The sequence below is a fragment of the Marinobacterium sp. YM272 genome (assembly GCF_050908845.1).
Classification (GTDB): domain Bacteria; phylum Pseudomonadota; class Gammaproteobacteria; order Pseudomonadales; family Balneatricaceae; genus Marinobacterium_D.
This window is the reverse complement of record NZ_CP194171.1, coordinates 1,566,189-1,591,351: the sequence shown is the minus strand read 5'-3', so window position 1 is coordinate 1,591,351 and position 25,163 is coordinate 1,566,189. Positions and strand designations below refer to the sequence as shown.

General features: G+C 59.8%; 19 protein-coding genes. 6 read left to right on the top strand and 13 right to left on the bottom strand.

All coding sequences use genetic code 11. The features are described 5' to 3' along the window. Positions 1-104: 104 nt before the first annotated feature. The 3 genes from ACQUQP_RS07305 to ACQUQP_RS07295 are packed head-to-tail and all read right to left on the bottom strand — an operon-like array spanning position 105 to position 4,415. Positions 105-1,052 carry a substrate-binding domain-containing protein gene (locus tag ACQUQP_RS07305; RefSeq protein WP_432698140.1) on the bottom strand — a complete coding sequence of 316 codons (948 nt, stop codon included), beginning with the start codon at positions 1,050-1,052 and terminating at the stop codon, positions 105-107. Next, a complete protein-coding gene (locus tag ACQUQP_RS07300; protein WP_432698139.1) occupies positions 1,049-3,670 on the bottom strand; it encodes a PAS-domain containing protein in 2,622 nt (873 codons plus the stop codon). Before ACQUQP_RS07300 ends, ACQUQP_RS07305 begins: the two co-directional genes overlap by 4 nt. A 10-nt stretch (positions 3,671-3,680) precedes the next feature. After that, positions 3,681-4,415 carry a response regulator gene (locus ACQUQP_RS07295; RefSeq protein WP_432698138.1) on the bottom strand — a complete coding sequence of 245 codons (735 nt, stop codon included), beginning with the start codon at positions 4,413-4,415 and terminating at the stop codon, positions 3,681-3,683. Between the two features lie 363 nt (positions 4,416-4,778). Between ACQUQP_RS07295 and pgi the strand changes: the two genes are divergently transcribed. Both pgi and ACQUQP_RS07285 read left to right on the top strand, forming a co-directional pair. Next, on the top strand, positions 4,779-6,446 hold the full coding sequence (pgi, locus tag ACQUQP_RS07290) for a glucose-6-phosphate isomerase (RefSeq protein ID WP_432698137.1): 1,668 nt from the start codon (positions 4,779-4,781) through the stop codon (positions 6,444-6,446). 11 nt (positions 6,447-6,457) lie between these two features. Next, a complete protein-coding gene (locus ACQUQP_RS07285; protein ID WP_432698136.1) occupies positions 6,458-7,420 on the top strand; it encodes a carbohydrate kinase family protein in 963 nt (320 codons plus the stop codon). Positions 7,421-7,477: 57 nt separating this feature from the next. Here the strand turns inward: ACQUQP_RS07285 and gntR are convergent, their stop codons facing one another. The 9 genes from gntR to edd all read right to left on the bottom strand — a co-directional run bounded on the left by gntR (position 7,478) and on the right by edd (position 17,310). After that, positions 7,478-8,497: a gluconate operon transcriptional repressor GntR gene (gene gntR / locus ACQUQP_RS07280; protein WP_432698135.1), complete on the bottom strand. Its 1,020-nt coding sequence runs from the start codon at positions 8,495-8,497 to the stop codon at positions 7,478-7,480. Between the two features lie 76 nt (positions 8,498-8,573). Continuing rightward, complete coding sequence (locus ACQUQP_RS07275) at positions 8,574-9,077, bottom strand: gluconokinase (protein ID WP_432698134.1); 504 nt, start codon at positions 9,075-9,077, stop codon at positions 8,574-8,576. Between the two features lie 10 nt (positions 9,078-9,087). Continuing rightward, the gene (locus tag ACQUQP_RS07270) at positions 9,088-10,410 is read right to left on the bottom strand and encodes a TRAP transporter large permease (protein WP_432698133.1); all 1,323 of its coding nucleotides are present in this window, start codon (positions 10,408-10,410) and stop codon (positions 9,088-9,090) included. Further along, positions 10,403-10,984, bottom strand: a complete 582-nt coding sequence (locus ACQUQP_RS07265) for a TRAP transporter small permease subunit (protein WP_432698132.1) — start codon at positions 10,982-10,984, stop codon at positions 10,403-10,405. Before ACQUQP_RS07265 ends, ACQUQP_RS07270 begins: the two co-directional genes overlap by 8 nt. 62 nt (positions 10,985-11,046) lie before the next feature. Then, positions 11,047-12,060 carry a TRAP transporter substrate-binding protein gene (locus ACQUQP_RS07260; RefSeq protein ID WP_432698131.1) on the bottom strand — a complete coding sequence of 338 codons (1,014 nt, stop codon included), beginning with the start codon at positions 12,058-12,060 and terminating at the stop codon, positions 11,047-11,049. A 365-nt stretch (positions 12,061-12,425) separates the two neighbouring features. Continuing rightward, positions 12,426-13,157 (bottom strand): 6-phosphogluconolactonase, encoded by a 732-nt coding sequence (gene pgl / locus ACQUQP_RS07255; RefSeq protein ID WP_432698130.1) that lies wholly within the window; start codon positions 13,155-13,157, stop codon positions 12,426-12,428. Beyond that, positions 13,150-14,622 carry a glucose-6-phosphate dehydrogenase gene (zwf, locus tag ACQUQP_RS07250; RefSeq protein WP_432698129.1) on the bottom strand — a complete coding sequence of 491 codons (1,473 nt, stop codon included), beginning with the start codon at positions 14,620-14,622 and terminating at the stop codon, positions 13,150-13,152. Before zwf ends, pgl begins: the two co-directional genes overlap by 8 nt. Before the next feature lie 205 nt (positions 14,623-14,827). Next, complete coding sequence (locus ACQUQP_RS07245) at positions 14,828-15,457, bottom strand: bifunctional 4-hydroxy-2-oxoglutarate aldolase/2-dehydro-3-deoxy-phosphogluconate aldolase (protein WP_432698128.1); 630 nt, start codon at positions 15,455-15,457, stop codon at positions 14,828-14,830. A 20-nt stretch (positions 15,458-15,477) separates the two neighbouring features. Next, entirely contained in the window at positions 15,478-17,310 is a 1,833-nt protein-coding gene (gene edd, locus ACQUQP_RS07240) for a phosphogluconate dehydratase (protein WP_432698127.1), read from the bottom strand. A gap of 1,232 nt (positions 17,311-18,542) precedes the next feature. Between edd and ACQUQP_RS07235 the strand changes: the two genes are divergently transcribed. The 3 genes from ACQUQP_RS07235 to ACQUQP_RS07225 are packed head-to-tail and all read left to right on the top strand — an operon-like array spanning position 18,543 to position 21,875. Further along, complete coding sequence (locus ACQUQP_RS07235; RefSeq protein ID WP_432698126.1) at positions 18,543-19,994, top strand: ATP-binding protein; 1,452 nt, start codon at positions 18,543-18,545, stop codon at positions 19,992-19,994. Next, entirely contained in the window at positions 19,987-20,511 is a 525-nt protein-coding gene (locus ACQUQP_RS07230) for a hypothetical protein (RefSeq protein ID WP_432698125.1), read from the top strand. Before ACQUQP_RS07235 ends, ACQUQP_RS07230 begins: the two co-directional genes overlap by 8 nt. Beyond that, positions 20,508-21,875, top strand: a complete 1,368-nt coding sequence (locus ACQUQP_RS07225; protein ID WP_432698124.1) for a sigma 54-interacting transcriptional regulator — start codon at positions 20,508-20,510, stop codon at positions 21,873-21,875. Before ACQUQP_RS07230 ends, ACQUQP_RS07225 begins: the two co-directional genes overlap by 4 nt. 32 nt (positions 21,876-21,907) lie before the next feature. Here the strand turns inward: ACQUQP_RS07225 and ACQUQP_RS07220 are convergent, their stop codons facing one another. After that, a complete protein-coding gene (locus ACQUQP_RS07220) occupies positions 21,908-22,468 on the bottom strand; it encodes a PRC-barrel domain-containing protein (RefSeq protein ID WP_432698123.1) in 561 nt (186 codons plus the stop codon). 473 nt (positions 22,469-22,941) lie between these two features. On the opposite strand from ACQUQP_RS07220, the gene ACQUQP_RS07215 reads away from it, so the two are divergent. Then, on the top strand, positions 22,942-25,062 hold the full coding sequence (locus tag ACQUQP_RS07215; protein WP_432698122.1) for an ATP-binding protein: 2,121 nt from the start codon (positions 22,942-22,944) through the stop codon (positions 25,060-25,062). The last annotated feature ends 101 nt before the right edge of the window (positions 25,063-25,163 follow it).

Here is a 25,163-nt window from a genome sequence, read left to right as displayed (position 1 = left end):
AGCCTGCCAACAAAGTCGCTGCAGCAAACGCCTCAAGCCGCAGTGTGACCTGACAGGCCACCCTGGTGCCATCCGTTTATTGCACAAGATTATTGCGGGCCGGGCTAGTTCTGATCCTGCGACTGCAGCGAGGTGGCATCAATCAGCTCAGGTGCGATTAACCAGGTTTTTTTCTCCAGCGCCTCACCGTCAAGCAGACGCAAACCGAGCCTGACCGCCAGCCGTGCCACCAGGTCCGGTAACTGGGATGCGGTGGATACAAGCAGCGAGTCAGGCTCCGCGATTCTTGCTGTCGCCGCCGGCGAGCCATCGACACTGGTGATGATAAAGCTGGATCGTCCCGCGAGGCGGGCCGCTCGCTCGGCCCCCAGCGCGGTGGGATCGTTGATGGTGAATACGCCGTCCAGATCGGGGTAGGCGGTCAACAGGTGGGTCATTTTCTCAAAGCCCCCTTCGACACTGCCGCCACCGTTTTCCGTTGTGGAGAGCAGTTGCAGCGCGGGATGCTTGTTCAGCTCCTCCAGACACCCCTCGACGCGGGCCAGTATCGAGGAGACCGGCGGCCCATTCAGAATCACCACCTGCCCCTGCCCGTTCAGCCTGCGGGCCAGATCATCGCAGGCGATACGCCCCGCCTGCCGGTTATCCGTGGTGACGGCGGCATCGAGCCCCGCGGCCTGCACATCAAAGCCGATCACCGGAATGCCGGCCTGCTTTGCCCTGAGTATCGCTGGCGTCACGCCATCGTATGTCGCCGCCGACAGCAGAATCAGATCCACCCCCTGGACGATAAACCGGTCCACCTGACCAATCTGACGCGCCACGTCGTAGGCGCTGGAGACCACTTCCACCCGCACAGCATCGCCCGCCTGGAGCCGCGCCTCCCGATCGATGGCACGACCGATGCGCTGGAAATAGCGGTTACCCAGATCCGACACCGAGACGCCAACCTTAAGCACATCAGGCCCGGGCACATCAGCTCTGGGCGCATCGGCTCCTGCTGGTAGCGACAGCAGCAGGGTTAACAGATTGAGCAGCGACCAGCGCCTCATCGCCGCTCTCCCCGCAGCCGCGCCGATACCGCCTCGGCGAGCGCCTCGCGGTGATAGGGTTTCTTGAGTACAAACTGCGTTTCGCCAAGACCATAGCGCTGACTCAGCTGCTCCGGTGGCAAACCGGAGGTGAGCAGTACCGGCAGCCCGGGGTCGACCTCAGCGACAAAGCGCGCAAACTGCAGGCCGTTAACACTGGTGCCCAGGTTAATATCGCTGAACACCAGTGCATAGACGGTAGGCGACTGCAGCGCGGCCTGCGCTTCTTCCACGGTTTTGCAGACATCCACCCGATAACCCAGGGATTCCAGCATATCCAGCGCCATGTCGCGCACCGGTTGATCGTCCTCCAGCAGCAAAATACGCTCCCCGGCCCCCAAGAGCAGTGGGGAACCTTCACTTTCCGCCGCAGATGCCGGGCAGTCAGGCTGGGAGCGGGGCAGAACGATATCGATTTGCGTCCCCTCGCCAACCTGGCTGTCGATACGGATATCGCCGCGGGACTGTTTCACAAAGCCATACACCATGCTCAAGCCGAGCCCGCTGCCTTCGCCCACCTCCTTGGTGGTAAAGAAGGGTTCGAACACCCTTCCAAGGTGGGCTTCGCTGATACCACACCCGGTATCCGCCACCTGGATCAATACACTTTCCTCGCCCGAGACCGGATCGGTTTCATGCCGGGTGGAAAAGCTCAGGCGACCGCCCTCCGACATCGCCGACGCGCTGTTGATCGCCAGGTTCAACAGCGCATTTTCCAGCTGCCCCGGATCCACGTTGATCAGCCAGTCATCGGCCTGAAGGTCGAACCGGATCTCGATATCGCCCCCCACGCTGTACTCGATCAGGTCTCGCATCTCCTCGACTAAGCGGTCTACTGGAATGGTTTCCGGCTGCAGACGCTGCTTGCGGGCAAAGGCGAGCAGCCGCTGGGTAAGGCCTCCTCCGCGCTCGGCGGCGGCAAGGGCCCGGGCCGCATTGCGCGCCGCCCGGCTATCCGGCTCCAGGCGGGTCTCCAGCAGCTGAAGGTTGCCGATAATCGCCGCCAGCAGGTTGTTGAAATCGTGGGCGACGCCACCGGTCAGCTGGCCGAGCACCTCCATCTTCTGTGACTGACGCAGCTGCGCCTCGATCGCCTTGCGCTCGGTGAGATCACTGTAGAGGGTTACGAAGCCGCCACCGGGCAGGGGCGAGCTGTGAAACTCCACCACCCGGCCATCGGCAAAGTGGCGTTCAAACCTTTGCACCCGCTGACGCCGCAGGTTATTGATCGTATCCCGGTCCAGCGCTACGCCGTTCAGCCCCCAGCTGCTGCGTGCCTCTTCAGGCAACAGCGCCTGGATCTCCTCCAGCGCCAACCCCGGTTTCAACTGTTCCGCAGGCAGGTTAAGCATCTCGGCATAGCGAGGGTTCCAGGCCAGCAGGCGACCATCGGCATCAAACACGCTCAAGCCATCGTTGATGTTCTTGAAGACGGTTTCCAGCAGCCGGCCCTGTTCGCGCAGAGACTGGCTGATACGGGTGATCTCGACGGCATTCTCACGAAACACCTGGAACGCCCGGGCCAGATCACCGATCTCGTCATGGCGGCCTATAGCCGGCGTCTGTTGATCGGTATCGCCGCCGGCAAGCCGGGTCATCAACCGGGTCACCGCGCCGAGATCCCGCGCCAGCCGCCGCACCACCCAGATCCCGCCCAGCACCACGACCACACACAGCAACGTGATCAGCAGAATACCGCTTTTGCCCGAGGTCACGGCGATACCTACCCGCCGGCTCTGCTGCGCGACTCTCTCCTCCACGTGGCCTACAAACAAGCCGACCTCGGTACTGAGCTGCTCACTGATGGCGCGGGTGGAGGCGAGCAGAAAGGCGCTGTGCTGGCCGAGTTCCAGTTGCTGCCGCCGTAGCCTGAAAAGGCTGGCATCCCCCTCCCCTATAGCGACGATCTGATCCAGGTCAGCAGCAATACCCGAGGCGTCGGGCATCATCCGCAGTGCATCCAGTGCCGCCCGGTAACGGGTTTCTGTCCGCGCCAGTTCATCCGGACTGCCGATCTGCGCCGCCAGCGTGAGGCGCTCCGACTCACGCACCAGGGCAGCGGCAACCGGCGAGCGATCTGCACTGCCGCCGTAACGATCACTCAACAGGCTCAGTTTGAATTCGAGCTGCCTCAGGTCCTCACGCAGAAAAAGCTGTTCCCGGGTCAGAGCCACCAGGTCATTGACCGCCTGCTCCAGCTGATAAAGCAAGGCCTGCAAACGCGGCGCGGCGGTATCAAGCTGCGGAATCTCATCCGCCAGTGCCAGCACGCTGTTAATGCGGTCACGCAGATTCTGGCTTTCGACCTGCAGCAGAGAGGGACTGCTGGCACCGGCCACATAGGGCGCCACGGCTGCCAGGTTCGCGGTGCGCTCGGCCAGCTCCAGCGAACGGGAGATATCCGGCAGCGCCTGCTGCTCAAACTCATTCAACGCGCGGCCAGTATTATCCAGGCCGCTCCAGCCCACCAGCGCAATCACCAGCGTCGCCGCCAGCAGGATGCAGAAGGCGATCAGCAGCCGCGAGCGCACCCGCATGGTTCGCCAGCGCGACGCTCGGGAAGCGATTTCCGCGCTCATAGGCCGTGTCTCAGCACTGCACCACCGGCTCACAGAACTGATAGCCAAGACCGCGTTCGGTGCGGATATAGCGTGGCTGGCTGGGGTTGGGTTCAATCTTGCGGCGCAGCCGCAGAATCAACACATCGATGGTGCGGTCGAACACGTCGGTATCTATGCCCCGGGTCTCTTCCAGCAGCTGCTCGCGACTCAGCACCCGACCATGGGCCTGCACCAACGCCTCCAGCAAGGCGTATTCCGCCGCTGTCAGCATTTCGGCGCTACCGTCCGGCCGGGACAGCACCCGCGCGGTGAGGTCGAGTATCCAGCCGTCGAAGCTCAAGCGCTCATGGCGGTACTCATCGTTACGGGAAACCGGACTGCTAAGCTCAGTACTGCGCCGCAGCATCGCCCTGACCCGGGCCAGCAGCTCACGGTTATTAAATGGCTTCATCAGGAAATCGTCGGCGGCGATCTCCAGACCCAGAATACGGTCTGTTTCATCGCCCTTGCCGGTGAGCATCATGATCGGGATGCTGGAGCGCTGACGCAGCTCTTTCGCCAGCTGCATACCATCCTCGCCTTTCAGGCGCAGATCGAGAATCACCAGGGAGTAGACCGAATCCTTCAGCGCAGCCCGCATCTGCTCCCCACCCGGTGCCGTGTGCACCTCGTAACCGCTGTCCTCCAGCAGGTCCTGCAGCAACTCACACATGGCCGGTTCATCGTCGACCACCAGTATCCGGTAACGAACAGACTCCGCCATTATCTCTCCTCTTTACTATCGCGCGCCCTGAATATCACAGATGCCGTCTTTTTATGTGTCAATTGTTAACAGCTTTCGTCACAACCAGTATGAACCCTGGCCGGCAGAGCGTAAAAATTACCCGTCCTTCAGGGGCGCGCTTCCCGCAGACAACGGCATGCTGTCAAAGCGCATTCAGACCGAGGCCAGGCTATATGCCAGAGCCGCATCGGTATTTCTGCTCAGGCGCTGCAGGTTACAACTGTTACAAAATCGGCCCTGCGCAATCATTTGCCGTTTACTCACCACGGCTATTCTGACAGTGATAATTAGAATAAGCGCTGCCCAGCCGGCTGACGCTGCTGATCGGAGAGTGACGCCACCATGTACCAGCTCAGTTCCTCCGTCACCTGGAAGAAACTCCAGACCCTGGCGGAAAAAACCCAAGACGACCGCATTGCCGATTACTTTCGAGAAGACCCCGAGCGCTTCGACAAGATGAGTCTGCGCCTCGGCGAGTTGTTTCTCGATTTTTCCAAGAACAAGGTCAGCGACGAGGTACTGAAAGCGCTCATCGCCCTGGCCGAGCACTCTCCGCTGCGCCAGCGCCGTGCGCAGATGTTTTCCGGCGATATCATCAACACCACCGAGAACCGCCCGGTGCTGCATACCGCCCTGCGTAACCGTGGTGACGAGCCAGTGGTCGTCAACGGCAAGGATGTGATGCCGGATATCCAGGCGGGGCTAAAAAAGCTCGAAGCGTTCAGTAAGAAAGTACGTAGCGGCGAGTGGAAAGGCTTCAGCGGCAAGCGCGTCCGTGACGTGGTTAATATCGGTATCGGCGGCTCCGATCTGGGCCCGAACATGGTCTGTCGCGCCCTGCTCAACTACAACCACCCGGAGATGAAATTCCACTTTATCTCCAATGTGGATGGCCAGCACATCAAGAAGGTTCTCTCCGGTCTGAACCCGGAAACCACCCTGTTCATCGTCTCCACCAAAACCTTCTCCACCCAGGAGACGCTGCTCAACGCCAAGACCGCGCGCCGCTGGTTCCTTGAGAACACCAGCGCGCAGACCGACATGACCCAGCACTTCATCGCCGTCTCCACCAACCAGGCGGCGGCCATGGAGTTCGGTATCAAGCGTGAGAACATCTTCGAATTCTGGGCCTGGGTCGGTGGCCGCTATTCGCTCTGGTCCAGCATTGGCCTGCCGATCGCTCTGAGCATTGGCTATGACCGTTTCATCGAGCTGCTCGAAGGCGCCTACGAGATGGACCGTCACTTCATGGAAGCGCCGCTGGATCAGAACATGCCGGTGCTGCTGGCACTGATCGGCATCTGGTACATCAACTTCCTGGACGCGGAAACCCAGGCGATCATCCCCTACGATCAGGCACTGCATCAGCTGCCGGCCTTTTTACAGCAGCTGGATATGGAGAGTAACGGCAAGTCCGTCGATCTGGACGGTCACCCGGTGGATTACGCCACCGGCCCCATCGTCTGGGGCCAGACCGGCTCCAATGGTCAGCACGCGTTCTTCCAGCTGCTGCACCAGGGCACACGCTTTGTGCCGATCGACTTCATCGCCTCGCTGGAATCCGATGAGAAAACCCAAGAGCACCACTTTGCCCTGCTCACCAACATGCTGGCCCAGGCCAACGCCTTTATGAATGGCGATCAGAAAGACGGCATGCTGGACTATGCGTCCTGTCCGGGTAACCGTCCCAGCAACATCCTGTTGATGGACCAGCTCAGCCCGCGCAACCTGGGTGCCCTGATCGCCCTGTATGAGCACAAGGTGTTCGTCCAGGGTGCCATCTGGAACATCAACTCCTTCGACCAGTGGGGCGTGCAGCTCGGCAAGCGCCTGGCCACGGAGATCAGCCGCAACATTGAGCTGAAGAGTTCGGAGTACGACCCCTCCACCCAGGGGTTGATGGAGATCGTGCGTCAGAAGATGCAGACTCAGCATAAAGAGAGTAATGCCGGCAACAGCTCTTCATCAGCTGCGGCATCAAAAAAGACAACAAAGGCTGCTAAGGCCTAAGGCTCGATGTCATGAACAAAGTTATCTGTTTTGGCGAAGCATTGATCGATATGCTCTCCAACCGGATCGGTGGTGCCGATCCGGCAGGCCCGGAAACCTTCACCAAGTATCCCGGCGGCGCCCCCGCCAATGTGGCGGTTGCCGTGGGCAAGCTCGGTGGCAACAGTTATTTTGCCGGCAAGGTCGGCCAGGACATGTTCGGCGATTGTGTCCGCGACGCCATGGCCAGCGCCGGCGTGCGCACCGACTACCTGCTGCAGAGCGATGAAGCCAAAACCCCCCTGGCGTTCGTATCCCTGGACCAGCACGGCGAGCGCTCGTTCGAGTTCTACCGCGATAACACCGCCGACCTGCTGTTCCGCGCGCAAGAGTTTGAGGATGACTGGTTTGCAGAACCCGGCGTGTTCCATTTCTGCTCCAACACCCTGACCGAAGCGGGTATCAGGGAAGCGACACTGGCGGGCGTGCGCAAGGCACGCGAGGCGGGCTTTATCGTCAGCTTCGATATCAACCTGCGGCATAATCTCTGGCCGGCCGACTTTGACCCGCTACCCAGCGTCTGGGAAGCGATCGAACAGTGTGACCTGCTCAAGCTCTGCAGCGAAGAGCTCGAGTTTCTCTGTCGTGATCAGGAAGAAGAAGCGGTTATCCAGCGCATCCAGGATGCCGGGGTGTCACTTATTCTGATTACCGATGGCGGCAACCCGCTGCACTACATCGGTAACCATCTGGCAGGAAAACTGCAGCCACCAAGCGCAAAAACCATCGACAGCACCGCCGCTGGCGATGCCTTTACCGGTGGTGTGCTGTACGCGCTCTCAACGCGAAATCTGGGCATCGACCAGCTGAGACAGCTGAATGACGAGGCGATGCTGGAGGAGATACTGAACACCGGCATGCTCTGCGGTGCCTTCGCCGTGACCCGCAAAGGCGCCTTTGACGCGCTGCCTACCCAAGCCGATATCAGCGCATAAAAAAATACCACCCTGCAGATGCGGGGTGGCTGCACTGACATTGGCTTAACTGGATTCTCAGCCCCGTTCAGGGCGGCGCAAACTTTCCCCGTCTTCCAGCTGGAACGGCAGATCGAGCACCCGGTCTGCCACCGGTTTGCCGTTCAGTCGATTCAGCAGCTGCTCGGCGGCGATCCGTCCCATCTCTTCACGCGGCGTCACCACTGTCGCCAGTCGCGGCACAATCACACCGGAGATGTCGTGGCCGTGGAAACCGGCAATACCGATCTGACCGGGGACAGAAATCCCCCGTCGCTGACATTCGAACAGCGCGCCGATCGCCAGGTCATCGTTGGTACAGAACACCCCGTCCAGGTCCGGCCACTCGGCGAGCGCCTGTTCCAGCAACAGGGAACCGCGACTGAAGGACGAGGCTTTTTCTGTCTGCAGGGTAAAAGACTCAAGCCCATGGCTTTTCATGGCCCGCTCGTAGCCCTTAATCTTGAGACGGGTGCGCGCATCCATCCGCGCTGCAAAATAGACGATCTTGCTATGACCGCAGGCGATCATCCGCTCGGTCATGGCAAAGGAGGCGGCCTCGTTATCGAAGCCCACCGCCTGTTCGATGGGCGGCGAGACCGAGTCCATCACCTCCACCACCGGCACACCCGCCGTCTTGATCATTCGACGCACGCGCTCGGTGTGGAAACTTTCCGACAGGATCAGACCGTCCACGTTGTAACCGAGCAGAGTAGCGATGCGCGCCTCTTCCGCGTCCTGGCTGTAGCCGTAGTGGGCCAGCATGGTCTGGTAGCCGGCGGGCTCGGTCACCGATTCCACGCCCCGTATCATTTCGGCGAACACCTGGTTGGTCAGGGACGGCACCAGCAGACCAATCGCATGGCTTTTTGCACTGGAGAGAATGTCTGGCACCTTGTTGGGGATGTACCCCAGCTCATCCAGTGCCTGCTGGATTTTCTCGCGCAGCGCTTCAGACACCTGCTCCGGTTTCTTCAGGTAGCGGCTGACCGTCATCTTGGTCACCCCTACCCGGTCCGCCACATCCTGAAGCGTGGGCCGTTTACGTTTTTCTGACATGCTCAAACCTGGCTACATTGTTACGCGTAACATCATACCGGTTAGCCTGCTGCGGAACAAAGCGACCCGCTCCAGACTAACCGGAGGCTTCGGCTTTTTTCCGCAGCGCGACGAGTATCGCTTCAACCACCGCCTCGCACGGCTGATCGATGCAGACCTGAACCGCCTCATCGGCGCCGGGCTCGATCAACTCGCTGAACTGGCTCTCCAGCATCCCGCGGCCGTTGAAATAGTGCCCCTCGCGCTGGCTGTGACGCTGCCAGATGGTGTCGATATCCCCTTTCAGATAGATAAACACCGCATCATTGCCCTGGCGCAGGGTCTGCCGGTAAGCGGGCTTCAGGCTGGAACAGGCCAGCACCGCGCTAGGCTCGTCACAAAGCAGCTTGTTTAATGTGGCGAGCCATCCGGCCCGGTCATCATCATTCAGCGGCTGACCGCTGCGCATCTTGGCCACGTTCTCGGGTGGGTGGTAATCATCGCCATCAAAAAACTTCAGACCCAGCTTTTCAGCCAGCATCTGGCCGATGGACGACTTGCCGCAGCCGGAGACGCCCATGACTACATATCTCTTCGTCATAACGGTTCTCCTACTGCCACCAGAGCGCAAGCTGCGGGAAGGCAACTACCAACGCCAGTGCGATAATCTGCAGAAAGATGAAAGGCACCAGTGCGGAGAAAATCTCACCCAGACTGATATCCTTCGGCGCTACCGACTTGAGATAGAAGGCAGCAGGACCGAACGGCGGCGACAGGAAGGAGACCTGCATGTTCAGACAGAACACCACGCCGAACCAGATCGGGTCGAGACCCAGGTTGGTGATGATCGGCACGAAGATCGGCATGGTCAGCAGCGCCACGCCCACCCAGTCCAGGAACATGCCCAGCACCAGCAGGATCGCCATCATGATCAGCACCGTGGTCATGACATGACCGTCGCTCAGCGACAGGATCACGGACTCGACGAAGTCGATACCACCCATCAGGTTGTAAACCCCGACCAGCGCACTGGCACCGATACCGATCCAGATGATCATGCCGCAGGTCTGCATGGTTGAACGGGCACTTTCCCAGAGCATGCGGCCATTCAGTTCGCCACGGATCAGCGCACTGATCATGATGCCGACCACGCCCAGCGCCGACGCCTCGGTGACGGACGCAACACCGGTGTAGATACTGCCCAGTACCACCGCCACGGTCAGACCCGGGAACAGCAGCGCCTTGAAATAGTTGATATCGCGGGCGTCATCGGCGGCAAGTTCTTCAGCCGAGGGCAGAGGCGCCAGCGACGGGTTGAGATAGCTGCGGATCAGCACATAGGCGACATAGAAACTGGCCAGGATAGCCGCTGGCAGGAAGGCTGCCTTGAACAGGTCACCAATGGAGACGCTTGCGGTCATACCGTAGATGATCAGCACGATACTCGGCGGCATCATGGTACCCAGCGCACCACCGGCACAGGTGGTACCAATCGCCAGTTTGCGGTTGTAGCCAAGACGCAGCATCTGCGGCAGTGCCAGGATACCGAGCAGCACGGTTTCGCCACCGATGACGCCGGACATGGACGCCAGGATCACGGCAACGATCAGCGTCTGCACCGCCACCCCACCGCGCAACTTGCGCGCCACACGTTTCATCGCATCGAACAGATCCACGGCGATACCGGAGCGATCCAGCAGCGCGGCCATCAACACGAACATCGGTACCGCGAGGAACACGTAGCTGTCGACAAAGCTGTACATGCGACTGGTGATCAGCGGCATCGCATCGACACCGAACCAGCCGATGGTGAATATCAGGGCCACAAGGCCTGTGACAAACGCCAGCTGCATGCCGGTGAGCAGCAGCAGGATCAGCAGCGCCAGCATCAGCAGGCTGCCATAGCCGATCCCGATTACGGATAGATCAAACATTATCGCTACCTCCGCGCTTCAACCGACGCAGGTTGCGGATATCGGCCAACAGGTGCAGGAAAAACTGAACAAACATGACGCAGACCACCACTAAAATGACGCCTTTCAGCAGCGCCGGGAACGGCGGATTCCAGGCGGAGCCGGAGGTTTCAAGGCGCATACCGCCCCAGGGCGCGAGCCAGGAGTTGGTGACCATCATCCAGGAGCCGTAGGCGAGCATGGCAGCAAACGCCATTCCGGCCAGGGAGTGGAAGATATCCAGGCAGAGTCGCACCCGGGTGGATACCACGTCATAGATCAGCACGACACGCACGTGCTTGTTATTGGCCAGCGCATAGGCACCGCCGATAACGAACAGGGAGCCGCCGGTAAACGCCGCGGTTTCATGCACCCAGATGGTCGGTGCGTTGAACACGTAGCGCATCAGTACTTCGTAGAACGAAATTACGACGGTGACGATGAACAGCAGGCTGAGCAGGTTGCCGACCTTGAGGATGCAACGATCCAGCAGGGTGCGCCCGTGCTGCTCCACCTCCCGAGTCTCGGCCTCGTGAAGTTTGTCAGCAGGTTTCATAACAATGTCCAGGATGGGCGGCGGTGCAGGACGCCCCGCCGCAAGCTAGGGTTCAGGAAGGATCAGAGCAGACCGTTGACTTCCAGGTAGCCGGTGACCGACTCGTAGACTTTCTTGGCGTTGGGTGATTCGTTGGACATCTCTTGCCACTGGCCGCGCGCGATTTCACGGAACTTCTTGCGCTCTTCGGCTGACCAGTCGTGGATAGTGATCTCAGGATTCGCCTGCGCTTCCTTCACCGCCTTCTGGTCGGCGATACGCAGCTGCGTAGTAATATCCTTGGCGAAATCGCGCACCGATACGGTCAGGATCTGCTGAATATCTTCCGGCAGCTGATCCCACTTTTTCTGGCTCACGGATACATCGATCAGCGGCAGTGAGTGGAAACCGGGCTGCACGGGATGCTGTGCGATATCGTTCATGCCCGCCTTCTGGTTGGTGGAGAACACGGTGTAGTCAGCCGCGTCGATAACGCCCTTGCTAAGCGCGGTGAACACTTCGGAGCCCGGCAGGTTAACCGGTGCAGCGCCGGCTGCAGCGAACACCTTCTGCACCAGACCTTCCGGCGCACGCAGTTTCAGACCTTTAAGATCATCCACGCCATCCACCGGCACCTTGGAAACAAAGGACTCCACACCGGTGGTGGATGCGCCGACGAACTTAACACCGTAGGGTGCGTACAGCTCGGTCATCAGCTCGTTGCCGCCACCGTAGTTCATGTACTGCAGCAGCTGGCGGGTATCGGACCAGGCACCGACGGTGTTGCCGATCAGACCGAAGGCGGGATCCTGACCGGAGAAATAACCGGTTGCGGTCAGCTGACCATCGAGAATACCCATCTTGATCGCGCCGAGGGTTTCGGTGTGCTTGACCACACTGCCCACCGGCAGCAGTTTGATCTCCAGGCGGCCGCCAGTCATCGCCTCAACGCGATCGGCCCACTCCTGCTGAACCTGGAAGTTCTTGTCACCGGACGGATCGGACGACTGTATTTTGAAGGTGTAATCAGCAGCAAAGGCAGATACGGAGATCAGGCTGGAAAGAGCTGTTGTGATGAGCGTTTTTGAGAAATTCATTGGATTGTTCCTGACTTTTTTATTGTCGAATTTCACCTGGCAACCTGTGACACAGTCGTTCTTTAAGCTGCGTTGTTACCGGTAACAAAACAAACTTTACCGGTAACATTCGTTCTTTTCAACAAAACGTTGATTAATTTTTAACTATCGAAAGGACTGTGTCAGATAGAAAGAACAGATAACGGGATACCAGCATCTGCCACCTGTTACTCCCCAGGTCCTGAAAGACCACCCCGGAGGATAATCAGCGCCAGCATCGAGGTGGAACAATCACAACGCGAAGGAGAAAAAACAAACGCCGCTCCCACATAAATGCGGGAGCGGCGCCAGTGAGGTGTCCAATCAGCGGGGGTCGCCAGGTCCGGTCAGGGCGCCCAGCAGATCGCTACCGGGGTTTGGCTTTGGCGCAACACGGAGCGGATCGGCATCGCCTCGACGGCCCCCTGCTCCAGCGCCTGCTGCAGCACCGGCAGCTTGGATTCGCCGCACAGATGGACATAGATGGCATGGCTCGCGAGCAGCCGCGGCAAGGTCAACGTCATGCGCGGCCAGGGTGCCACCGGCGGCGTAACCGCCGCACAGGCAACAGCGGGCAGGGGCTCAAGTGCCCGGCCCAACTCCTCGGCGTCGGGGAAAAACGAAGCGGTATGGCCATCCTCGCCCATACCGAGAATCACCGCATCGATTTTCTCCGGCAAGACCGCCAGTTCACGCTCCAGCTCCGCCTGGCCGGCGACCGGCGTCTCGGCACCGTTGTAGAGCGGCAGAAAACGCGCTGCGGCGGCTTGATTCTGCAGCAGATGAGTACGCACACTGCGCTCATTGGAATCGTCGTGCTGATTATCGACCCAACGCTCATCCGCCAGCGTGACAATCACCTTCGACCAATCAAGCGGTTGCTGCGACAGACGCTGAAACAGCGCCGCCGGCGTGCGCCCACCGGAGACAACCAGCACCGCCTCGCCCCTGGCCTCCAGTCCTTCGCTCAGTCGTTCGACGATGCGCTCGCACAGAAACTGCTCCAGAGCCTCGCGGCTGTCATAGGACTCAAGCGCCACCAGCGGATTCAGTTCGGAATGTAGATTCAGTTCATTCATGCCAGGATTTCCCGTCTCGTTCTATCAGAGCGATGGAGCCGATTGGCCCCCAGCTACCGGCGGAATAGGGCCGCACTTCGTCGCCAATATCGGCCCAGGCGTCGATCAGCGCATCACACCAGCGCCAGGAGGCTTCCACCTCGTCGCGGCGCACGAACAGTGACTGGTTCCCCCGCATCGCCTCAAGCATCAAACGCTCATAAGCGTCCGGCGTGCGATGTCCCTCTTCACCTTCGGAGAAGTTCAGGGTCAGACCGCGGCTCTGCAGCGCCATCCCCTTATCCAGGCTCTGCTCCTTGGTCACCACCTGCAGGCGGATCCCCTCGTCCGGTTGCAGACGGATGATCAGCTTGTTGGTGACCACGCTTTTCTGCTTCGGATCGAAGATATAGTGCGGCTGATTCTTGTAGACGATGACGATCTCCGACATCTTGGTCGGCATCCGCTTGCCGGTGCGCAGGTAAAACGGTACGCCGGCCCAACGCCAGTTGTCGATACTCGCGCGCAGGGCAACAAAGGTTTCGGTGTTGCTGTGCCCCTTGCTGCCCTCTTCTTCCTGGTAGCCCGGGCAGGAGACGCCGTTAACAGCGCCGGCGGTATACTGACCACGCACCGCCCGCCGCGCGACGTTATCGGCGGTGATCGGCCGCAACGCCCGCAGCACCTTGAGTTTTTCATCGCGGATGCCGTCCGCAGTCAGCTGGCTCGGCGGATCCATCGCCACCATGCAGAGCAGCTGCAGCAGGTGGTTCTGCACCATGTCACGCATCTGCCCCACCTGGTCGTAATAACCCCAGCGGCCTTCGATACCCACGGTCTCGGCCACGGTAATCTGCACGTGATCGATATAGTTCTGGTTCCACTGGGAACCAAACAGGTTGTTGGCAAAGCGCAGGGCAATCAGGTTCTGCACCGTTTCCTTACCCAGGTAGTGGTCGATGCGATAGACCTGCTCCTCGGTAAAGTACTGGCTCACCGTATCGTTGATTTCGATGGAGCTTTCCAGATCGTGACCGATCGGCTTCTCCAGGATAATCCGGGTACTTGGCTGCACCGCGCCGGACAGGTAAAGATTCTTGCAGATATCACCAAAGATCGCGGGGGGCGTTGCCAGGTAGTTGACCATCGTGCGGCCGGAGTCCTTCACCGCCTCGGCGATCGCGGCAAAGTCCTCCGCCACCGACATATCAACCTTCAGATAGCGCAACCTGTCTCTGAACGTCCCCCATACCGCTTCATCATATTCACGGGGCTTCACGAATCGTTTAAGCGCGTCATGCACCGACTCAATGAACTCGTCCTGAGAACACTCCGTGCGGGCCACGCCGTAAAGCACCGTATCGGCATGCAGCAGGTCGGCTTTGTGCAGCTGATAGAGCGACGGAAACAATTTGCGCATCGCCAGGTCGCCACGGGCACCAAAAAGCACAAAATCACAGGCATGGCCGTTCAGCATGGCACTCATTTTTTAACGACTCCTATTGGTCAGTCGAACTGACGATCCGGCGCTCCCCCAAAGGTAGACAGCTAGCCGGACCGTTTCTGGTAAAAAAAACCGCCTCAGGCAGGCGGTGTAAAAACGCTATGGAAGCGTGCGAACAAAAGCTGGCCGTGAACACCACAGGGGTGTCGCTAACGCTTCGATGGAGTTCACGGCAGTTGGCATAGACTCAGCCGATCAGGGCAACCGCCTCGCTTGCCAGACCGGTAATGCCCTCCCAGTCCTTGGCGTCGATAAGATCGGAAGGCACAACCCAGGAGCCTCCGACGCAGCTCACGTTGGGCAGCTTCAGGTAATCCAGGTAGTTTTTCGGCCCGATTCCGCCGGTGGGGCAGAAACGCACATCCGGGAAAGGCCCGGCGAACGATTTAAGCGCTGCGGTGCCGCCGCTAGCCTCGGCCGGGAAGAACTTGAACGCGCTGTAGCCCGCCTCCAGACCGCTCATCAGCTCGGACACGGTGCTGATGGCCGGCAGGTAGGGAAGCTCCCACTCCATGCCCGCCTTGAGCAGCGCCGCCGTGGCGCCGGGGCTGATCGCAAAGGTACCACCGGCCTGCTGTACCAGCGCCAGCTCCTCTACCCGGGTGACGGTGCCGGCACCGACGATCACATCATCCACTTCAGCGGCGATGGCACGGATCGCATCCAGCGCCGCCGGAGTGCGCAGAGTGACTTCCAGTACACGCAGTCCACCTGCCTTGAGCGCTTTGGCCAGGGGAACCGCATCCTCCACCCGTTCAATCACCAGCACAGGCATGATCGGGGAGGTGTTCAGCACCGCATCAACTTGAGTTGTCATCGATAGTTCTCCAGGCCGCGTCAAAGCGCAGATTTGGTTTCGTTTGCAAACAGGAAGCTCGCACCTTCTTCGGCGCCGGATACCAGCTGCCGCATACCGCCAAAGAGTTCGCGTCCCATACCGAAGTGGCTGCCGCTCAGGTCAGCGTCCGCCGGCTCCCGTGCGGCCAGATCCAGAGCATCGACCAGCAGGTTAAGCTCGCCGGTTTCGGCATCCAGTCTGAGCATGTCGCCATCGCGAACCTTGGCGATCAGGCCACCCTTGGTCGCTTCCGGCGTCAGATGAATCGCCGCGGGCACCTTGCCCGATGCGCCTGACATACGGCCATCGGTCACCAGGGCCACTTTGAAGCCACGATCCTGCAGCGTACCGAGGTAGGGCGTCAGCTTGTGCAGTTCCGGCATACCGATCGCAGACGGTCCCTGGAAGCGGACAACCACGATGCAGTCCCGATCCAGCTCGCCCTTCTCAAACATCGGCTTCAGCTCATCCTGATCGTGCAGCACCACCGCCGGTGCCTCAACGATGCGGTGCTCCGGCTTGACCGCCGAGACCTTGATCACACCGCGTCCCAGGTTGCCCTGCATCAGGCGCAGTCCACCATTGGCAGAGAACGGCTCACTGACGGACGCTACCACCGAGGTATCCAGAGACTGGGTCGGACCATCGCGCCAGGCCAGCTTGCCATCCTCCAGGTACGGCTCGCGGGTGTACTGATCCAGCCCCTCGCCAACGATAGTGGTGACATCTTCATTCAGCAGGCCGGCACTGAGCAGTTCGCGGAACAGCAGCGCCATGCCGCCAGCGGCGTGGAAATGGTTGATATCGGCCGTACCATTCGGGTAGATCCGGGTCAGCAGCGGCACCGCTTCGGACAGGTCGGCGAAATCATCCCAATTAACGATGACGCCGGCCTGACGCGCGATGGCGATGATGTGCATGGTGTGGTTGGTGGAACCACCGGTGGCCAGCAGTGCGACTATGCCGTTGACGATCGATTTTTCATCGATCACGTCACAGAGCGGACGGTAGTTCGGCCCCAGCTCGGTGATCCGGCAGGCCTGCTCGGCGGCGGCACGGGTCAGCGCTTCGCGCAGCGGCGTATTCGGATTGACGAAAGAGGATCCCGGCAGATGCACGCCCATCGCTTCCATCAACAGCTGGTTCGAATTGGCGGTGCCGTAGAAGGTGCAGGTACCGGGACCATGGTAGGAATCGGATTCACACTGCAGCAGCTCCTCGCGACCGACCTTGCCTTCGGCATAAAGCTGGCGGATGCGGGATTTCTCGCTATTCGACAGCCCGGTAGTCATGGGACCTGCCGGCACAAAGATCACCGGCAGATGACCAAAGGCCAGCGCGCCGATCATCAGCCCGGGGACGATCTTGTCACAAACGCCCAGACAGAGCGCCGCGTCGAACATGTTGTGAGACAACCCCACCGCCGCCGCCATCGCGATGGTATCGCGACTGAACAGGCTCAACTCCATGCCCGGCTGGCCCTGGGTCACGCCATCACACATGGCCGGGACGCCACCGGCGAACTGGGCCACACAGCCCATCGCCGAGACTGCATCCTTGATCTGCGCGGGGAACTCCTCGAACGGCTGATGGGCCGAGAGCATATCGTTATAGGCAGAGATGATGCCCACATTCGCCTGATCCATCTTTTTCAGGCGGCCTTTATCCTCACCACCGCAGGCCGCAAAGCCGTGAGCCAGGTTGCCACAGGAGAGCACCGAACGATGCGGTTTGTTTTCCCGTGCCTGAGCCATTCGCGCCAGGTAGTCGGCCCGGCTGTCACGACTGCGCTCGATGATACGTTGAGTAACGGCTGCAACTGTAGAGTTCATAAGATAGGTCGAGCCCCGCTTCGATGTAATATAATTACGTAGTATAACCACATAAAACGGTATTTCAACCGGTATATACCCGGTTTATTTTGTTTTTATTACGTATCAAAGCTACCGTTTTTTTGCAGTGCGAAGTTAAAAGATGGCTCAGAACACGCCATCTGTCATCAACGGCGACGCGATTGGGCAGGTCCGGTCAGCTTCAGACCGGGCGGACTGGAAGTCGCATGACGGCTAGACGACCTTGGGAGGGAAAGCTGAAAGAGAAGTGCTGGGGCAAGAAAAAAGCGGCGCGCCAGTGCAGGGGGGCAACGCCGCTGAAAAAAGCGCATCCGAAGATGCGCCGGGCTGGGTAAACGTTTGCAGATCCGGGTACACAATCCCCCTTCGATCTGTACCAGGACCGGGAGCCGCACCTTTCCATGGGGACCCCCGGCCAACGAACACTGCATCCGAATACCCAGCCCGGAACCTGAGGGCTAAGGGCTGTGATCACACACTGAATAGACAGCAGGTGATCAGACGCTAAACCTGTTTATGTTTGCTGACCGCGCCTCCTTGGCGGCCTGGTCCATCTATTCTTCGGCGGACAGTTCCATTTCCGGCGGGAGATCCAGGGACTCCAGCGCACCGGATTCGAACGGGTCGATTTCTCCGCATCTGTCTGCATCAAGACGACTCCACAACTGGTTTAACCGGGAATCCGGGCTGATCTCGTCCGCCGTAAACGCGCCCTAATGGTTGCGGTCGAAAGATTCGAAACCCGCGGTTCCGCCGGCAAGCGCAACCGAGGCGGACAGACAAGCTGGGTCCCAGAATGTGAATCACTCGCGGCCGGGTCCTACTGACTCCTCAACGCAGATCGCAACGACGGACCTGAATACTTCAAAATACTTACCCATGCTGGATAGCACACTTCATGCCAAAAACATTTATCCATTTTATTTCAACAATTTAAAATCAAACCCGCCATTCCAGACGCAACCGGCAACACCAGACTGTCACCTGCAGGCGACTCCTTTCGAGGCAAAATATCTAAGTATCTGAATTTAAATGACTTACCCTGTCGCCCAGAGGCGACATGCCACTTTTCGGCTGAAAACCGGCGCTGAACTGCCCTGTTTTCCCGGCGTCTCAAGTAAGCTAGGCAGGCGATACCTGGCTGCATCCTCATCGAGACAGCCAGGATGCTCACAACCGAACACACCGGCTCAACAGAAGACAGCTCACTTATGCAGCTAAAGCCCCTATCCCTTCCGTCCTTTCCCGGCCTGCTTATCGCCGGCTTTATTCTCGTGGTACTGCCTCTGCTGGGCGGTATTCTTGGCATGACCTACGCCTTGGAGAAAATGGCGTTCGAGGGACGTCGCTCGGTCACGATCAGCGCCGAGATCACCCTGGCCAGCCGCCAGCTGGGGGAAGCCGAAATCACCCTGAAACGCGCAGCCGGCCAATATCTCGTGCTTGGAGACCCGGCGCTGAAAGAGCGCCTGGAGCGCGCCCATGCCCGCTTCGTCCAGGTACTCAACAGGCTTGAGTCCCTGCCGCTGGATATTGCCCAGGCCCATCAGATTGCCGCACTGGCCCGCACGGAATCAGCGCTTTACCGGCGCCTTTCCGAAGCTTCAGCCGATGCCGGTTTTGATACCTACAGCGAGGATTTCGAGCACCTGAGCCTGGCCACCCAAAGCTTGAACGAGGGCACCACCGGCTATATACGGGAACAGCTCGTCACCGGCATGAACCAGACTGCCGAGCGAATCCAGGGCGGCATGATCTACCTGGCGGGCGCCATGGTCCTGCTGTCACTGCTGTTAGCCGGCGTGTTTGCCTGGCTGCTCGGCAGACCGGTCAAGCAGCTGTCATCCGCCATCCGCCAGCTGGGACAGAACGATCTCGGTAGCGAGATCAGTATTCACGGCCCCCGCGATCTGGAACGCCTGGGCGATCAGCTCAACTGGCTGCGCCAGCGTCTGCAGGCGCTGGAGGAGAAAAAACTCAACTTCTTCCGCGAGGTCTCCCATGAGCTGAAAACTCCGCTGACCAACATGCTGGAGGCGGTTTCACTGCTGCGCGACCAGGTCACCGGTCCCCTAACCGAGGAGCAGAGCGATATTGTCGAAATCATGCATGGCAGCGCCTCAGACCTGCGTCTGCGGATCGAAGACCTGTTACGCTACAACGAAGCCACCTCGGAGCCCGAGCTCAAGCCGGAATGGTTCGAGCTGGGTCCACTGATCAGCGAGGTTAAAAAGCGCTTCGACCTGACCCTGCGTAACCATTCGCTGAACTGGTCGGAGCAGCTGGACCCGATCCGTCTGCACGCCGACCGTGGCCGTCTCAGCGTGGTGCTGGAAAACCTGACCAGCAATGCGATTCGATTCAGCCCGGAACAGGGTACCGTCCAGATCGATGCCCGGGCCGAAGATCAACAGATCAGTATTCGCATCAGCGATCAGGGGCCCGGTATACCCGCATCGCAAAGAGAGATGCTGTTTCAGCCGTTTTTCAAGGGAACCCGGCAACCCCAGGGCACTCTTAAAGGCAGTGGTTTGGGACTGGCCATCGCCAGTGCCCATATCCAGCTGATGGGCGGCAGCCTGGCTGTCGTGCCCACCTCCGGCCCCGGCGCCTGTTTTGAAATCAGATTACCAAGGAACAAGGAGACTCCCCCGCGTGGTTAGGAGGAAATACGCACTGCCGCTTGTCATCGCCTTACTGCTGGGCGGCTGCGCATCACAGGACAAAAGTCAGAGTCTGGCGTCGATTGCCGGTGCCTTTAACTTCTCGGGCCAGCCATTAACAGCGTCGATGCTCGCCTGCCTGGCATCCCAGGAGCGTCTCTCCGGTGCGCAGCGCCGGCAGCAGATGGCCGCCTCGACCTCGGCCAATCCCGCATCGGCGGAGCAGCGTTTCAGCCAGGCCTGCCTGCTCGGCCACGCCCAGGCATCCGATGCCGAGCTTGCCCAGGCCGCACAGAGACTCAAGGTGCTGCTCGCCGACCCCGATTTCGCCGAGCCCGAGCAGCAGCAGCTGATCGCCATCTACCAGCGCAAGCTGGAGTTGATGCAGGCGCTGCGAAATCAGGTGCGTGAAACGCGGGCGTACCGTCAGAAGATTGAAGAGCTCAAAGGACTGGAAGAGGCACTGGAGCCCGCCTCTCCGAGCCTGGGAACAACCACTCCGGAGAATGGCCTGTGACTGACAGACACCCCAGAGTCCTGCTGGTGGATGACGATGCCGGGCTGTTGAAACTGCTGTCGATCCGGCTGCGCGCGGCCGGTTTCAAGGTGGACAGCGCCTCGAGCGCGGAGCAGGCCCTGGCGCACCTGGCGGTCTCCCGACCCGCCGTTGTGGTGACCGACCTGCGCATGGACGGCATGAGCGGAATGGAACTGTTCGACCGCATCCACAGCGATGACCCGGCGCTGCCGGTGATCCTGCTGACAGCTCACGGCACCATCCCCGATGCGGTAGACGCCACTCAGCGCGGCCTGTTCGGCTACCTGACCAAACCCTTTGATGATGGCGCCCTGCTGGAGCTGCTGCAGAAGGCTGTGGCCGCCTCCGGCTCCACAAACGGCAGTCCGCGGGAACAGGACGCTCCCTGGCGTGCCGAGATTGTCACCGCAAGCCCGAGCATGGAGGCCCTGTTGGCCGATGCGCAACTGGTCGCGGCCAGCGAAGCCAGCGTACTGATCCAGGGGGCCTCGGGCAGCGGCAAGGAGGTGCTGGCACGGGCGCTGCACAAGGCCAGTCCGCGAAACAACAAGCCGCTGGTAGCGATCAACTGCGCGGCGATCCCCGAGCAGCTGCTCGAATCCGAGCTTTTCGGGCACGCTAAGGGCGCGTTTACCGGCGCAACCAGCGCCCACAAGGGCCTGTTCCAGTCCGGCTCGGGAGGTACTGTTTTTCTTGATGAGATCGGCGACATGCCCCTCGCCCTGCAGGCCAAGCTGCTGCGCGTTCTGCAGGACCGCGAGATCCGCCCCGTCGGCTCCAGCCAGGCGATCCCGGTGGATGTCCGTATCGTCTCGGCCACCCACCGTAATCTCGAGCAGGCGATCGCTGACGGTGAGTTTCGTGAAGATCTCTACTACCGCTTGAACGTAGTCACGCTCACCCTGCCGCCGCTGCAGCAGCGCCGCGAGGATATCCCGCTGCTGGCACGTCATTTTCTGACTCAGCTGCGGGAAAAACACCCCCACAGGGCCAACGACTTCACCCCGGAGGCGATGGAGCGCCTGGTCGGTTATGCCTGGCCCGGCAATGTACGCCAGCTGCTGAATGTGGTCGAACAGTGCTGCGTTCTCTGCACCACCGCACTGGTACCCGCCTCACTGGTGGAGCGCGCGCTGAAGGAGAAGACCACGACTATTCGCACCTATGCCGAAGCGAAAGAGGCGTTTGAGCGCGACTACCTGGTGCAGCTGCTGAAGATTACCAATGGACAGGCCGCCCAGGCGGCACGTCTGGCGGGCCGTAACCGCACCGAGTTCTACCGCCTGTTGCAGCGTAACCATCTGTCGCCGGGGATGTTCAGGCAATCGGAGGAGGAAAGCTGATCCGCTGACATTAAAGCAGCGGATCAGAGGGATCAGTTAAAGCTGGTCTCGAAGGCGGAGAACTCGCTGATGGGGTGGGACTCAGGCTGAACCCTGATGTAGCGATCAGTGGTAAACTCCTTGCTCATTTCAAACTGGGAAGCGGTCATATCCGCATGCATCGCGCCCTCACCCCGGCGCAGATTGTCCAGCGGTACCGCATAGCTCGATGCGCCGAATCCCAGAAAGCCACCCCGACTGACAACCGCGTAAATGCGTCCGCTGATACGGTCGCTGACGATCTCCGATACCTTGCCCAGCAGCTTTCCCTCGGCGCCATACAGCTGCTCGCCCTTCAGGTCTTCCGGCGCCTGGTTATAGAGTTCCAGCGCCTCCGGTGCCGCCAGCAGGAAACCCGGGGTCTGCTGCGGATTCTCCGCCAGGTTCGGCATCAGTATTTTCGTACCTGCCGCGGATACTTTCTCAACCCTGACGATCTGAATACCCGGCAGGTTCTGGGTGTTGACGTCTAACCCCTCCCCGGCCCAAACGGGTATCGCCACCGAAGACAGCAGCGCGCCAGCCAGCAACAGGGGATGAAAGACCTTTTTCATGGGAACCTCCTCTTTATTCTGTGTTGCGTCTTCCCGACGGTTAGCCCGGACGCTTTCGCGACTCTTCGTATTCGCTGTTTATCCGCCTCTCCAGCTCTATTTCGCAATAACCGGGCCAGACAGGAGCAAAACAGCCAACGAACGCACAAACAAAGAAAAACCCCAATACATTCATAAGGTTATAAAAATAACCGCAGTTAAACCGGATCAATATCGGATACAGCAGAGAGTCGCCCCTGTCGTCCCCAAACGACGGGCTTACCGATGGACAAATGGGCAGTTAACCCGCAGCAGGTGCTTTCAGCCCCTCGCCAGGTACTATCTCTCGAAAAGAGCTGGCTATTCCTTGATCGAGACCACCCCCTGGGGCAGATTAGTCGTTACAATAGGCGGGGTAAGAATACTGCCACCGGGATCTGTATGGGCCAGACCGGCTGGCGTATCGTTTTTTGACTGATTGGGCAGGTTAACTGATGGGGTCAGCGCCACTATCTGTATGCGAGAAAGAGCGGTTAAAGGCGCTTAACAGCTACCGTATTCTCGAGACAGACACCGAATTCTGTGAACTGACACGGCTTGCCGCCTATCTATGCGGCACGCCGGTGGCGCTTATCAGCTTTATCGATACCGACCGTCTCTGGTTTAAATCCCGCGTCGGCCTGGAGATACTCCAGACACCGCGAAGCAACTCATTCTGCACCCAGACCATCCTGCAGAGCGACGTCCTCGAGATCGAGGATGCCTCAAACGACAGCCGCTGTGCCGATAACCCGCTGGTCAGACACCGGCCCCATATCCGCTTTTATGCCGGCGCACCGCTGATCACCCCCGAGGGACTGGTGATCGGCACGCTTTGCGTCATGTCTCCGACGCCGATGAAAACCACTGCGAAGCAGCGCAAGGCACTCCAGACCCTGGCGCAGCAGGTGATGGCCAGACTGGAGCTGCGCAAAAAAACCGAAGAGTTAAGCCGCTCGGTGCTGAAATCCGAGCAGGAAAACAGTCGCAAGGCACGTTTTCTGGCCAATATGAGCCATGAAATCGGCACTCCGATCGATGGCCTCATGGGCGCACTGCAGCAGCTGGAGTCCGAACTGACCAGCCCGGAGGCACAGCAGAATGTGCGCCACGCTCTGCTGTCGGCCCGCCACCTGACCCAGATCGTCGACGATATACTTGATTACTCCCGCATCGAGAGCAACGACCTGCAGCTGGACATGGCCCCCATGGAGCTGGATAACCTGCTGCGCAAACTGGCGGCTCTGCTCTCTTCCCAGGTGGGCGACAAGCCACTGGATATCTGGTTCGATATCGATCCGGATGTGCCGCAACAGCTTATTGCGGACGAGTTCCGCCTGTCACAGGTACTGCTGAACCTGGGCGAAAACGCGGTCAAGTTTACCGAGCACGGGCGCGTGGTGATCAAGATCCACTGCGAGAAAAAGAGCAAAGGCCAGGTGTCACTCTATTTCGAGGTGATGGATACCGGCATCGGCATATCACCGGATCAGCAGCACCGCGTATTCGAAGCCTTCCGTCAGGCGGATGCATCGATCAGCAAACGCTTTGGCGGTTCCGGCCTGGGACTGGCGATCAGTCGCGAACTGGTTGAGATGATGGGTGGCAAGCTGGCATTCAAAAGTGAATACGGCCTCGGTGCCCGCTTCTACTTCACGCTTCAGCTCAAACGGCCCACACCCGATGCGGTGACCGATCAGACGGCCGAAGAGACCCGGTCACCGGAAGTCCTGTTGCTCAGCAAGTCGGAAGTGAGCAGGCGTATCCTTGCCAATTTCTGCCATACGCTGGGCTGGAGCACCAGCCAGGCGGGCTCGGGCCGCGCGGCACTGAGCCTGTACCAGGAGCGGGAAGAGTCCGACACAGCCCCTGAAATAGACCTGGTGCTGATCGACTCGCCGACCCTGGTAAAAAGCGATCACTGCCTGCTGGAGTATTTTGACTCTCTGCCAAAGACCCAGCGCCCGGTATGTGTATACCTGTCACGCAAGTACCGCTCTTTATCCAGCCTTTCGCTGGAAGAAAACAGCAAAGAGATACAGCTGATAAAACCTCTGGTCCCCTCGATCCTGCAGGATAGGGTCGCACAGGCACTTACCCCGCCGGAGCCCGATGCCGAAGAGGTTCCAACCCTCACCGAGCAGGTGGCCGCTGAGGATCCGCTGGCCGGCGTGCGTCTGCTGCTGGTGGAGGATAACCGCGTCAATGCCACGGTCGCGACACTGCTGCTTGAGACCCAGGGCGCCCAGGTTATCTGGAAACGCAACGGCGAGGAGGCCTACCGCTTCTTCACTGACGACCCGGAGCCTGTGGATATTATCCTGATGGACCTGGATATGCCGGTCATGGATGGCTTCTCTGCCACAGAGAACATCCGCCGTGAGCGCCAGTGGGATAGAATTCCGATCGTCGCCCTGACCATCAATGGCGACGAGGCACTGCGCAACCGCTGCCTGACCACAGGTATGCAGGACTGCCTGGATAAGCCGTTCGACAGTGCCCGACTCACCCACACCATCCTTGGCCAGCTGAAAGGCAGCTCGGAAGGTCCCGGGCACAGCGCGGCGCCGATCTAGTCAGAGCCTGACGTCCATCGACTTGTCGGCGCAGTCTCAGGGGCTTACCTGGAAGCCCCCGCCTCTTACTCCTTTTAAGCAAGCGCCCGTTATATATTTGG

Bases quoted from the DNA above. Each gene is read 5' to 3' on its own strand.
- ACQUQP_RS07305 (WP_432698140.1), bottom strand. From the start codon at position 1,052: ATGAGGCGCTGGTCGCTGCTCAATCTGTTAACCCTGCTGCTGTCGCTA.
- ACQUQP_RS07300 (WP_432698139.1), bottom strand. From the start codon at position 3,670: ATGAGCGCGGAAATCGCTTCCCGAGCGTCGCGCTGGCGAACCATGCGG.
- ACQUQP_RS07295 (WP_432698138.1), bottom strand. From the start codon at position 4,415: ATGGCGGAGTCTGTTCGTTACCGGATACTGGTGGTCGACGATGAACCG.
- pgi (WP_432698137.1), top strand. From the start codon at position 4,779: ATGTACCAGCTCAGTTCCTCCGTCACCTGGAAGAAACTCCAGACCCTG.
- ACQUQP_RS07285 (WP_432698136.1), top strand. From the start codon at position 6,458: ATGAACAAAGTTATCTGTTTTGGCGAAGCATTGATCGATATGCTCTCC.
- gntR (WP_432698135.1), bottom strand. From the start codon at position 8,497: ATGTCAGAAAAACGTAAACGGCCCACGCTTCAGGATGTGGCGGACCGG.
- ACQUQP_RS07275 (WP_432698134.1), bottom strand. From the start codon at position 9,077: ATGACGAAGAGATATGTAGTCATGGGCGTCTCCGGCTGCGGCAAGTCG.
- ACQUQP_RS07270 (WP_432698133.1), bottom strand. From the start codon at position 10,410: ATGTTTGATCTATCCGTAATCGGGATCGGCTATGGCAGCCTGCTGATG.
- ACQUQP_RS07265 (WP_432698132.1), bottom strand. From the start codon at position 10,984: ATGAAACCTGCTGACAAACTTCACGAGGCCGAGACTCGGGAGGTGGAG.
- ACQUQP_RS07260 (WP_432698131.1), bottom strand. From the start codon at position 12,060: ATGAATTTCTCAAAAACGCTCATCACAACAGCTCTTTCCAGCCTGATC.
- pgl (WP_432698130.1), bottom strand. From the start codon at position 13,157: ATGAATGAACTGAATCTACATTCCGAACTGAATCCGCTGGTGGCGCTT.
- zwf (WP_432698129.1), bottom strand. From the start codon at position 14,622: ATGAGTGCCATGCTGAACGGCCATGCCTGTGATTTTGTGCTTTTTGGT.
- ACQUQP_RS07245 (WP_432698128.1), bottom strand. From the start codon at position 15,457: ATGACAACTCAAGTTGATGCGGTGCTGAACACCTCCCCGATCATGCCT.
- edd (WP_432698127.1), bottom strand. From the start codon at position 17,310: ATGAACTCTACAGTTGCAGCCGTTACTCAACGTATCATCGAGCGCAGT.
- ACQUQP_RS07235 (WP_432698126.1), top strand. From the start codon at position 18,543: ATGCAGCTAAAGCCCCTATCCCTTCCGTCCTTTCCCGGCCTGCTTATC.
- ACQUQP_RS07220 (WP_432698123.1), bottom strand. From the start codon at position 22,468: ATGAAAAAGGTCTTTCATCCCCTGTTGCTGGCTGGCGCGCTGCTGTCT.
- ACQUQP_RS07215 (WP_432698122.1), top strand. From the start codon at position 22,942: ATGGGGTCAGCGCCACTATCTGTATGCGAGAAAGAGCGGTTAAAGGCG.